Annotated in this window: 7 protein-coding genes; 2 read left to right on the top strand and 5 right to left on the bottom strand. The window is 59.3% G+C overall.

Translation table 11 applies throughout. The features are described 5' to 3' along the window. Window positions 1-8 precede the first annotated feature (8 nt). The 5 genes from F1529_RS09805 to F1529_RS09785 all read right to left on the bottom strand — a co-directional run bounded on the left by F1529_RS09805 (window position 9) and on the right by F1529_RS09785 (window position 8,014). Window positions 9-2,801 (bottom strand): tetratricopeptide repeat protein, encoded by a 2,793-nt coding sequence (locus F1529_RS09805; RefSeq protein ID WP_155134228.1) that lies wholly within the window; start codon window positions 2,799-2,801, stop codon window positions 9-11. After that, window positions 2,798-3,667: a lipopolysaccharide assembly protein LapB gene (locus F1529_RS09800; protein ID WP_155137266.1), complete on the bottom strand. Its 870-nt coding sequence runs from the start codon at window positions 3,665-3,667 to the stop codon at window positions 2,798-2,800. Before F1529_RS09800 ends, F1529_RS09805 begins: the two co-directional genes overlap by 4 nt. Next, complete coding sequence (locus F1529_RS09795) at window positions 3,639-6,305, bottom strand: bifunctional glycoside hydrolase 114/ polysaccharide deacetylase family protein (RefSeq protein ID WP_230457754.1); 2,667 nt, start codon at window positions 6,303-6,305, stop codon at window positions 3,639-3,641. The genes F1529_RS09800 and F1529_RS09795 overlap by 29 nt, the downstream gene beginning before the upstream one ends. 259 nt (window positions 6,306-6,564) lie before the next feature. Further along, on the bottom strand, window positions 6,565-7,125 hold the full coding sequence (locus F1529_RS09790; protein WP_155134222.1) for an HNH endonuclease: 561 nt from the start codon (window positions 7,123-7,125) through the stop codon (window positions 6,565-6,567). Between the two features lie 310 nt (window positions 7,126-7,435). Then, the gene (locus F1529_RS09785) at window positions 7,436-8,014 is read right to left on the bottom strand and encodes a DUF3047 domain-containing protein (RefSeq protein ID WP_155137263.1); all 579 of its coding nucleotides are present in this window, start codon (window positions 8,012-8,014) and stop codon (window positions 7,436-7,438) included. Between the two features lie 127 nt (window positions 8,015-8,141). Between F1529_RS09785 and F1529_RS09780 the strand changes: the two genes are divergently transcribed. Together F1529_RS09780 and F1529_RS09775 are read left to right on the top strand one after the other, a co-directional pair. Further along, window positions 8,142-9,737 (top strand): GMC family oxidoreductase, encoded by a 1,596-nt coding sequence (locus F1529_RS09780; RefSeq protein WP_007151117.1) that lies wholly within the window; start codon window positions 8,142-8,144, stop codon window positions 9,735-9,737. Window positions 9,738-10,111: 374 nt separating this feature from the next. Beyond that, the gene (locus F1529_RS09775) at window positions 10,112-11,758 is read left to right on the top strand and encodes a hypothetical protein (RefSeq protein ID WP_155134219.1); all 1,647 of its coding nucleotides are present in this window, start codon (window positions 10,112-10,114) and stop codon (window positions 11,756-11,758) included. The last annotated feature ends 17 nt before the right edge of the window (window positions 11,759-11,775 follow it).

Raw genomic sequence — 11,775 nt, 5'->3', positions numbered from 1 at the left:
ATTCACTCCTAGTAATAAACTCTATATTGCAGCCCGAAGCGGTAGCTGTCTTCACCACTGCCCCCACTATTGAGCTGTTGTTCTGCATACAGCTTCCATTCATCCCGGCCGATCAGCGGCCCTTCCACACCGAAGCGGCCGGTAAAACCCGCTCCCGAAAGACTGTTATGGCTGTAACCTATTTCTGCCCAGCCCTGCAAACGGTGCGGACGAATATGCACATCCGGCTGGCCCAGCAGGAGCACCACTTCCGACTCGTGATAGTCCTGCGGCAGCGGTAACGTCTGGGCACCCGGCGGCAGCAAGGCACGCACTTCGGCCATGCTGTCTTCACCGGCGGTAAAGTCTGCCTGGGTATGCCTCACCCGTACCCCGGGAGAGAAGCGCGACAACCAGGGGCGCCAGGTGCTCTGGGCATTGATAATGCTGCCGCTGCCCAGATCACTGTCATTGAGATCCTGATAGTCATAGTTGGCCCAATCCACACTGCTTTGCCAGGTAGAAGATGGCGTCCAGTTCAGCAACCACTGGCTACCCGTGCGCGACGCACCGAGAATCAGCAGGGACGACTCATCTGCGGGCATGCGCCATTGGTAATTCAGGCTACCGGACCAGTACCGGGTCCAGTTGGCGCCCAGCTCCAGATCCGCCATGGTTTCGCTGTTGCCCAACAGGTTGCGCTGGCCCAGCTCCAGGCGGCTGCGGAACCGCTCACGCTGGTAAGCCAGCGCCATCGACAGCCGCTGCTCGTCATCACTGATTTGCAGCAGTTCATCATCATTGCTGCTGAAATTGCGCTGGCGGGCTTCCACAGACAGCTGGGTGAAATCACTGAGCGGCTGGTACTGCACAAACTGCAGATCCTGAATATCCAGCGCCCCCAAACGGCGCTGTTCAATATGAAACTGTGACGAGCGGGCCATGGGCAATAGCAGGCTTTCCTGCAGGTTATTGCTGCCGGCCAGTTCCGGCGACCCGGCCTGAATGGCCATGAAGGTACTGGTAGCACGGCGCGGTTCATCCAGCCGTACCTGGGCTTCCAGCTGCTCGGACAGGGTAAGTTGGCCCTGATACTGCTCACGGATCTGCGCCACCGCGTCCAGATCATCCTGCACCAGTGCAAAAGCCAGTGCCGAGCCGGCTTTGAGCGCCCCTTGCGCCTGCTGTTTACGCAAATACCAACTCTGGGCCAGCAAAGGCTCTGACTGCCCGATCGCCCATTGCGCCAACCACTCGGCCCGGGCCACCGGATCACTATCCATGCCTTGCGTTTGCGTCCGAGCCAGCTTCAGCGAGGTATCGCCATCGTCAAACAACAGACTCAACGTCAATTGCATATCCCGGTAAATCGCCTGCTTTTGCGGCTCGACCGTCAAGGGCAATTGTTCCTTGAGGTGCCGCAGCACAGGCCAGGCCTGCCCGTTTCGACCGGTGGCAATCAACGCCTGGGCGTAATACCACTGACGCTCCCAGTTCTGACGGGCCGTTTTCAGTAATTCGGTTTCATAGCGCAGGGCCTGTTCCGCATTGCCCAATGCCATGTGTGACGCCGACAGCACTTCCCAGTAGCGCCGATCACTTCGGGCCGCGCCTTCCCAGGTGACCAGGGCCTGGCGAAGCTCCCGGTCCTGGCCGGTGGCAATCAGCAGCCACATCCAGCTGACCCGGGTTTCCCGGTCAGCCGGATTCAGGGCCAGTGCTTTCTGCAACCAGCGCTGCGCGGCTTGCGGGTCCCCGCGACGCAATTGCAGGTTGGCATAGAAGCGCAGAAATTCCGGAGTCTGTATCAGCGTTTGCCACTGCTCTTCACTCAACCCTGACAGGAAAACATCAATGGCCTCATCATCACGGCGATCGTTCAGCTGATAGAGCGCCCCCAAGGCAAATTGCGGATTGCGGTTCTTCTGCCAGGCCCGATCCATCAGTGATGCCACACGATCCGGGCGGTAATAACGGGCCAGGGTGATGTAATGATACAAATCGGTAATCTGGTCGTCGTCGTGATCCACCAATTGCTGGTAACGATCCAGCGCCAGATCCCACTCGCCCAACTCTCCGGCCATCACCGCAATACGCCGGGCCAGTGCCGGCGAATAGGCTAAATCACTGGCGTCACGGTCCAGGTCCTGCAGGGCTTTTTCGCGCTGGCCATTAAGCCAGAACAGGTCTGCCGCCTGGGCAGCCATGGCCTCTTCCGGGCCAAAGCGGTCCATGTATTCACGGGAGTAGCGCGCAGCCAGCACATCCTCACCCTGATTCAAGGCGAGCCGCTGCATTTCCCGTAATGCCGCTTTACTGGGGTAACGCCGACGCCAGTCTGCGAAGAAACGCAGGCCCTCATCCGGTTGCCCCAGCAGCTCATACTGCTGACTGATGGTGGCAATGATGTCGGCATCGTAGGGAGAGGCGCTCAACAGCGCCTTGTTGGCCCGCAGCGCGAGGCGGTTGCTGTAAGTCAGCGGTGCCAACACCAGCACCTGCTTCCAGGCCTCCGGATCATTACTGCGCAAAGCCACCTGCCGCCAGGCTTTCAGTGAGGTTTCCGGATCCCCCTGCCAACGGGATATCTCCGCCAGCCGGCGCCACCAGCGTTCATCATCCGGGCGCCAGTAAAGCGCATTCTCAGCCACCTGCCGGGCCCGAACCAGGTTCCCCGACCCCACGAACACCTGGTAGCTGCGGTCGTAGTAGCGCTCCACATAGGGTGCCGGCGTGTCCGCATGAGCAAGCGGTACGGTAGACAGCGCCAAGGGAAAAATGGCCGCATGGAGCCATCGTCGTATCAGCGAGCGGCGGGTCATCGGCTGCCCTCCTCGGACGGCAGACTCAGTAACAACACCGCATAGTGCTCGGCCAGGGGCATGTTGCCGCCGGCCTGGGCCAGGGTCATCAAGCGGTACAACACCGCCTTGTCGTTATAAAAAGCACGCTCCCGCGCCTGAGCCAGGCGCAGCGCCTTGTCATGCAGGCTACCCGACTGCAGTGCGCTGAGTGCGGCGAGGAAATAGCGTTTACGCACCGTGTAATTGCCGCGCGCATCCATGGCTGCAATGTAGGCATCCGCAGACTCGGAATAGCGCCCGTGGGCAAGCAGTACTTTCGCCGCCTTGACGTACCACTGGCTGGGGTTGGCCGCGCTGTCAGCCAACCGGCGATAGGCCTGCACCGCCAGGTCCACGCTGCCCATGGCCAGAGCCATCTCGGCGAAACGAATGCGTTTTTCACTGTTCAGGGCCGCCCAGTCAATCCCGCGCAAACGGGTCAGGGTTTCATGCTCAAGCATGGTGCCACGGCGGTTGTCAGCATCTATGGCCATCAAACGGGTAAAATCCCGGCGCAGTTCCAGCCAGGCAATCTGGGTGTCATAGCGCCCATTACTGTCCGCAGTCACGACTTGCAGCTGCTCATCTGCCGCCACGAAATCACCTTGCAGAATCAATTCCCGGGCCATCAACAGGCGCAATTCGTGGTCATCCGGCTTGGCTTTCAGCCAGGCTTGCATATAGCTGAACGTCACCGCGTCCAGCCGCGCACTACGCAGGGACGAAGACAGGTCCCGCGGGAACACCATCCAGCACACCACCCCGATAAGAATCAGAAAGGCAAATAATTCCGGTAGACCAAGAACCCGCAGCCGTTCAGTGCGGACATTGTAGCCGTAGCTCATTGAGCTCACGCGCCGCACTCCTGTAGTGGTAGAGCCGGCCTTCCTTGCCGGCAGGTTTCAGTGTTTTTCCCTGATGAGACAACGTGCAGCCCCGGGCATTGCCCAGGGAAAACGCCAGCGACGTCATGGCTTCCAGAGAGAAGCGCAGGTTTCGCCCGTCGCGGGAAAAAGTCGTCAGCCGGCCATTCGCCTGCTGCAAATACGGCACCCGGCTGCCGTTCTCGCTGGATGCCTGGCCTCGCCAATGTGCCTGCTCACCGCTCAAATGCACATAACGCCCGGGCTTGTCCTCGCGGTAGCCGGCCACACCACTGCTTTGTGCCAAGGCGGGAAGCGCCAGCCCGTCCGGCAATCGTAACGTACGTAGCTGGCCGTTGCCCTGAATCCACCATTGATCGCCCCGGCGGCCGATCACCATGTCGTTGAAATCCAGCACTTTGCGGCTGTAGTCCGATGCGAACAGCGGAAAATACGGCTGATCGCTGGCCCATTGATACACCCGCCGCAGGGACTCCAGTGACGCATTCTTGCTGGCAATATAGGTGTGGTAGTAAATATCCACCGGCTTGAAGCGATGAGGCGTTTCGGTCAGTTTGAAGGTTTCAATAACCCGCTCAAACCCATAGAAAGGCCCGGTCCACTCATTGGTATAAATATTCTCGTTCTGGTTGGGCGCATAGACCTGGTATTCATCCCCTTTCGGGATGCCAATGCCCTTCACCAGTGTCCAGGTGGGCGCGCTGTTGGTAATGGTCGTGTCGCTGCCGTTCATGTTCAACAGCCCACCTTCACGGGCCGCTTTCAGCGCTTCCGGTGTGGGAATGGTGTCACCACTCCACAGCACCATGCGGGTCTTCTTGCCCGGCGGTAACAGCTCGCGCTCGATATAATTGGCCGACCCCACCACTTCACGCACCGGGTCCATGCGGTAGTCCGGCAGCGGTAGCCGCAGCTGCCCTTCCGGCCCGTACAGCTCCCCGGGGTTTGCCTGGGCGTCGTACCAGAAAAAGGGATGCGAGTAAGTGTGCGTTGCCGCTTCCACATGGGGCAGAGCAAACATGGCACGGGCAATACGCTGCAGTTCGGGGGCCATTTTGGGGTACAGCCCATCGCTGGACACTTCCCCTTCAATCACGGAGATGGTGGTGGGAATATCAAATTTCTCGAGAATTTCATCCAGCAGCACCAGGGCATCCGCCCGCCCCCGGTACCCTTCCACTTCTGCCAGGCTGGGGAAACCATCGCCGTCCATGTGCGCAAACAACAGTCGCCGCCCGTTTTCGGTGGTCACGTCCGGAATAGGCATGTCGGGCAATTGCAGCGCTTCGCGGGTAAAACTGAGCGGGTTCAACACCCAGCGATCCATGCCGTCGCCTTGCACGCCGGGCAAAATGGAACGAATCAGAAAGGGCTGGAAGGCGTAACCGCCCCAGGAGGTTGTCGCTGCGGGGGTAAACGTCTGGTTCTCGCTGCGTAATTTTAACCAGGGAGTGGCGTTGTCGTTGTCCACCGGCGCAGACAGCTCCAGCAGTTTCGGCAACGGAATCTCAAAGCCCATGTCCGGGTGCTGAGAAACAATCTGTGGCGGGCTTGCCGGCGTGTTGCGCGATTCAAAACCGAAGTCCCGGGCATGGGGGCCCTGCGGGTCAATGGCAGGATAACCCAGCATAAGGATGGGCACGCCAGCCTCTTTCTGTTGCGCCAGCCAGTCTTCAAAGCCATCACTGGCGACTTCCGAATCTTCCAGCCAGATAACAATGCCCGCGTAGCGGCCGGCCAGTGTGCCCGCCGGCATGGGCGCATCCACCGCACGAATATCCGGCACCAGGCCCTGAAACTGCAGGGGCATCAGCCCGTAGCGCACCGCATCGGTCAATTCCCAGGTGCGCTCCGAGCTGCCGCCGTACACCAGCAGCACCTGGCGGGGCAGGATTTCCAGCTCCCCCACGCCCATCATGTCCAGCGCCGGGTTAGTGACCCAGGGAATGACGTTGTGTTGAGCAATGTCGCTGGCGATCTTGCGCGCCTGGTCACGGGACGCAGGAGGCGCATAATCAATGGCGATAGTGCTGACGCCATAACGCTCACGGACCTGTTCAAACTGGCCCAGCAGCCAGGCCCTGTCTTCTTCCGGGACAGCAGTAAACTGATCCTTGTCCGGCAACCACCGCTGGTAGAGGGACTCGGCCGCCACCGCATCCACCCGGGCCTGCACCAGCGGCATCAGTTCGAAACCACGGTTAAAAATAAAACCCGCCTGGGGATGGCGCTCGGCGATGGCATTAATCAGCGCTGCCAGCCCCTGCCGCTGGCGTTCACGCTCGGCCTCGTCTTTGGCAACCAGCTGGTAACTGTCCAGGGTGTCGAGGAAAAAGCCACGGTAGCCTTGGGCCCAGAGCGGCTCGATCACCGCATCGATAAAATAACGGCGTAGCGCCGGAGAAGATTGATCAAGAATGAACGAGCCCCAGTCCGGGTTCTCGCCCAGCAACCAGGCCTTGTCCAGCCCGGCAAAATAATGCCGTTGGGCCAGCACCTCCCCCAGGCTCACGTAGGCATAAAAGTCATCGTCCCGATACGCCTGCGGCACGCTGTCGGCCTGGTCCGGCTCCACCACAGGAAAGTCATACGCGGCCAATGAAGGCCATGGGATATCCGGGCCGTAATAAAAAGCCGCCGTTTTGGAATCAGTCCCGCTCTCTACCGCGCTGGCGGCAACAGCAATCAAGCAGCAGAAAGAGAAAATAACGTGGCGAATGGATTATCCCCTGGGCAATAAAATGCGAACGCTATTTCAGTGTAACTGAATTGCCATCAAGACAAAGTGAAATATGGTAAGTGAAACAGTCACGGGATAAATAAAAACGCAGCGGCCTCTGCATTTTTTACATTTTGTTTTATAACAACCGGCTTTCTTTACCAAACTGACTGCGCAGAAACTCCATTTGATCGCCGCGAATACGGTGGCTGTTAATCAGCGCCAGGTACTCGGCCATATTAGGCACGTAGGGCAACGCCAGTAATTCCATCTCAATTTCGTCAAGCCGATGACTGCCCTTGCGCTGGTTACAACGCCGACAGGCTGATACCACATTCAGCCAGCGGTCCCTGCCCCCCCGCGAAGTGGGCACGATATGATCACGGGTGAGCACATTTTCAGGAAACGGTTTGCCACAATAAAGGCACAGATGCTGGTCGCGACGGAACAACGCCCGGTTGGTCAAAGGCGGTGCTGGGCGCCTGTGGTTATGGGTCACGCCATCGCAGGCGATGATCGAATGCAGCGACAGGCAGGAACGGGTGCCCGTAAGGCGGCTGGTGCCGCCATGCAGCTGGAAGATCACATCCCCCAGCGTCCAGGTCACCAAGCCGCGCGCATACAGGGTGGCGGCCATTTGCCAGTCGAGCCACTCGACCGGTGTACCGGCTTTATCCAGACGCAGAATCCGTTCACTCATGGGCAACCTCAGCAATGTGATCAGGCACGGCTGTGTCAGATATAAACGTAAAGTAATGACGATTCTGCGACACAAGGGGCGGCAGCAAGGGACAGGGAGAGGCAGGGGCACCGTCCGGCACGGACCGGCGGAGGAAAGTGAATTGCCTGTGGCTGTGTATGAACACGATGGCAGCGCCTTTACCCGGTTATCTCTGATTAATCTGCCTCGACAGGCTAATCACAGACACCGGATTGAATAAATAATAAACAGCTCGCGGTGATGGCCGCAACTTTCTTTATCCTCCCTTATCCCTCGCTTATCCGTTTCTTCACTCTCGTTCATCCTGTGCAGCAGCACGAAACACCGGCAAACGGTAACAGCTCACTACCCGCGTGCCGGTATTATCGCCATCCGTCATGATCGCCACGGCATCCACCACATCCACCTCCATGCCATGAAAGCGCTTGAAATCAGCCTGCACATTGCGCGAGAACCGGTGCCAGGGGCCGGCACCACCCGGCCCCTGCACCACGACCATCTCTGCCTGGCTGGCAAACGGGTTGGGCCAATGGGCGCCAGGCTCAGCGTCACGGGACCAGACATAGTTGATGGCGCGCGTCTGCCAGGGCAACCAGCCTTTTTTCACCACGTACACGCGAGCCTGAAAGTCATCCCCCGCCTTGGTTTGCTCCAGCGTGTCAGGCCAGGGCGGGATGACTTCACCCTGCCACTGCCAGGTCAGCCAGGGTGTCTGGTTGAGATCCACCTCCTGCTCCCTCACCAGGCCCGAGGCCGTTCCTTTCGCAAGAGCTTGCCAGCAACCGTTCACTTGCCGGTACTCCGTATGCCCCGCGAACTCCACTTCCCTCCAGCCCTGCGGCGCGCCCGAAACCGCCAGAACAGGCATTAGGGCCAAAGACAGCGCCACCCAGCGTGGTATACATTGGACTTGCCGGTCACAAACAAACCTCGTTTTCATGGGCCAAATTCCTAGAATGCTCTGTTTACTGTGCCATTAGCCGAAGGCAGACACCATGCAGTTTGATTACATCATTGTCGGCGCCGGTTCTGCCGGCTGCGTACTCGCCAACCGCCTTTCCGAAAATCCGAATAATCGCGTATGCCTGCTCGAAGCCGGCCCCGCCGATAACAGCCTGTTCATTCGCATACCGGCAGGCATCATTTTGATGATGCGCTCCAACGCACGGAACTGGCGTTACTACACCGTGCCGCAGAAGGCCCTCAACAACCGCCAGCTTTATATTCCCCGCGGGAAGACCCTGGGCGGCTCCTCCGCCGTCAACGCCATGTGCTATACCCGTGGCCACCAATCGGACTACGACCATTGGGCCGCCCTGGGTAACAAGGGCTGGGGCTTTGACGACGTACTCCCTGTTTTCAAACGCTCTGAGCATTATGAAGGCGGTGAAGGCCCCTTCCATGGCACCGGCGGCAAGCTGAACATCGCCGACCTGCGTTTCACCCACCCGGTGAGCAGTGCCTTTATCAAGGCCGGCGTGGAAGCCGGTCACCCCGCCACCGACGACTTCAATAATGATGTCCAGGAAGGCGTGGGCATGTACAAGGTCAACCAGAAGGATGGTGAGCGCTGCGGCGTGTCCAAGGCCTACCTGCACCCGGTAATGGATCGCCCCAACCTGACCGTACTCACCAGTGCACTGGTAAACCGCATCCTGTTCGAAGGCAAGCGCGCCATCGGTGTGGAAGTGGAACACAACGGGCAGATTCGCACCCTGAAAGCGGACAACGAAGTCATCCTGTCGGGCGGTGCGATCAACTCTCCCCAGGTACTGAAATTGTCCGGGGTGGGCCCGGCTGCCGAGCTGGCCGAGCACAACATCCCGCTGGTTCATGAGCTACCCGGTGTCGGCGAAAACCTGCAGGATCACCCGGATGCTCTGGTGGTGCACAAGAGTCTGCGCAAAGACACCCTGAGCCTGGCCCCCGGCGCGCTGCTCACCACGGGCCTGAAAGGCATCTTCAATTTCTTCTACCGCCGTAATGGGCAGCTTACCTCCAACGTGGCGGAAGCCGGCGGGTTCATTAAATCCCGCCCGGAAGAGACAATCCCGGACCTGCAGCTGCACCTGACCGCGGCCAAGCTGGACAATCACGGCCTCAACACCTTGTTCAGCATGGGCTACGGCTACTCCGGCCATGTCTGCATCCTGCGCCCGAAAAGCCGCGGCAATATTACCCTGCGTGATGCCAACCCGCGCTCACCAGCGCTGATCGATCCGCGCTTCCTGGAGCACCCGGACGACATGGAAGGCATGGTTCGCGGCGTTAAGGCCCTGCGCAAGATCATGGCCCAACAGGCGCTGAATGACTGGCGCGGCGAAGAGCTCTTCCCGGGCAAGGACACGCAGAGTGATGAAGAGATCCGCGAGTTCCTGCGCCAGAAGTGCGACAACATCTATCACCCCGTGGGCACCTGCAAAATGGGCAGTGATGACATGGCAGTGGTGGACGCGGAACTGCGCGTACACGGCCTGGAAGGCCTGCGCGTGGTAGATGCTTCCATCATGCCGACACTCATTGGCGGTAACACCAATGCCCCGACCGTGATGATTGCCGAAAAAGCGGCTGACGCCATTCTCGGCAAGTAACAAAGCAACAAGCAGCAACGCTGGTTGAGGGCGGGGGACGGGACGCCACACGGCAACCGCCCCGCCCGCGAAGAATGGGTAGGAGTTCCCTTCCAGGGGACGAACCGAGCGCAGCGAGGCAACAGAGGCATCGGGTTCCCCTTTTTGCTGACCTGTCGAACCCGGATGCCTGACCGGCCCTAGCTCGGATTCATCCCTCAAGAGGAACGCCTACAGCGGCTTCGTAGAAAACCCGAAAGCTGGAGCACGTTTCCAGCCTTTACTATCTATCATGTTGTAGCTCGCAACTCGTCGCTTGTTTCACCCTACTGTCATATTTATTTTACACACTGCCCCCCTTCTGGTGATTGCGTGATATCCGTTTGGGGGGATGTATGGTCGATGCAGTTTCATCACCGCGTGCACAATTGGTCGAGTTGTTGTGGCAGCTTAAACAGAACTTTGATCAGGAAAATGACAGCAGTCTGCGATTTGTGCATTTCAACACGCTGCTGAACGACCCGGTCTACCGAGCGGAAATCATTACCCGCGCCATTCAAAGTGACAACCGAAAAATCCGGACATTGGGGCTGAAGCTGCAGGAAGCCAACCGGGACGGCGTATTGCTCCACAAACGCCCTTCCGCCAGCCTGCCGACCACACTGACCAACCCGGATATCGCGGAAACCCTGGGCAGCCGACAGACAACCACCGGCAAACCGTCAGGCATGTATGCTTGGCTGGCCCTTGCCCTCGTGGTGCTGTGCATAACGGGGTACTTCGCCTATAACCCGGTACGGCAAATGATCGCCGGACAGCAAACCATAAAAGGCTCCCTGTTCGGGCAGAACACCTGGCATGCCGGCACCACCTGGGTACTGGATGGCATTGTCTATGTGGAAGCGGGCGGCAGCCTGACCATCGAACCGGGCACACGCATTGAAGGCAAACCCGGCTCCGCCCTGGTGATTACCCGGGACGCCACCCTGTTTTCCCGTGGTCAGGAAAACGCACCCATCGTATTCACCAGCACCCAACCGGAAGGCACCCGTACCGCCGGTGACTGGGGCGGTGTGGTCATGCTCGGCAGCGCGCCGGTGAACGTGGCCAACGCGCATATTGAAGGCATTCCCGACGGCGATACCCGGGGAGCCTTTGGCGGCAGCGATGCGAACGGCTCCTGCGGTGTGATGGAATACACTCGCGTGGAGTTCGCCGGCTTCGAGGTCTACGCCAACAATGAATTGAATGGCCTGACCCTGGGTGGCTGCGGCAGCAGCACCATTGTCCGCAATGTGCAGGTCCATCGCGCGCTGGACGATGGTATCGAAGTGTTCGGTGGCACAGTGGACCTCAAGCACATCATTATTACCGGTGCCGCGGATGATTCACTGGACTGGGATATGGGCTGGCGTGGCCGGGTACAGTTTCTGGTGGCGCAGCAGCATGCCAATGTGGGTGACAATGCCTTTGAAGGCGATAACCTCAAGGCGAATCCGGATGCCACGCCCATTTCCGCCCCGGTCATGTATAACGTGACCCTGATCAGCCCGCGCAGCCATGAAAAATACCACCGTGCGATGACCCTCAAAGTGGGCACCGGCGGGCATTTCAATAACATGATTATTGACGGCTTCTCCGGGGAAACCATCGACCTGAAAGGCGGCGAGACCGTGCGCCGGATTCAGGAAGGCGAGCTCACGTTCAACAGCATGATGGTTCATAAGGTCGGCAACCGGGGCCTGACGTTCTTCGACGCAGAAAGCATGGACAATGATGACGACAACGGTTTTGACGAGCGCCGTTATTTCCAGAGCCGTACCGTGGGCGCCCAGTTTGGCACCGACCCGCTGCTGACCCGCGATGCGACCAGCACGTCCCACCCGGATTTTGCCCCCACCTCACGCTCTCCTGCACGCAATGGCGCCACGGCGATTCCGCAGGGAGAGTTCTGGGATGAAGCAGCGGATTATCTCGGTGCCATGCGCCCGGGCAGCGCGCAGACGTGGGCAGACAACTGGACGGCGTTCCCGTTGAATTAGGGAGCCTCTGAATGTCG

It is taken from the genome of Alcanivorax sp. VBW004, assembly GCF_009718865.1.
GTDB lineage: Bacteria > Pseudomonadota > Gammaproteobacteria > Pseudomonadales > Alcanivoracaceae > Alcanivorax.
Note: the sequence above shows the minus strand (reverse complement) of the source record. Positions and strands in the feature narration are given on the sequence as shown.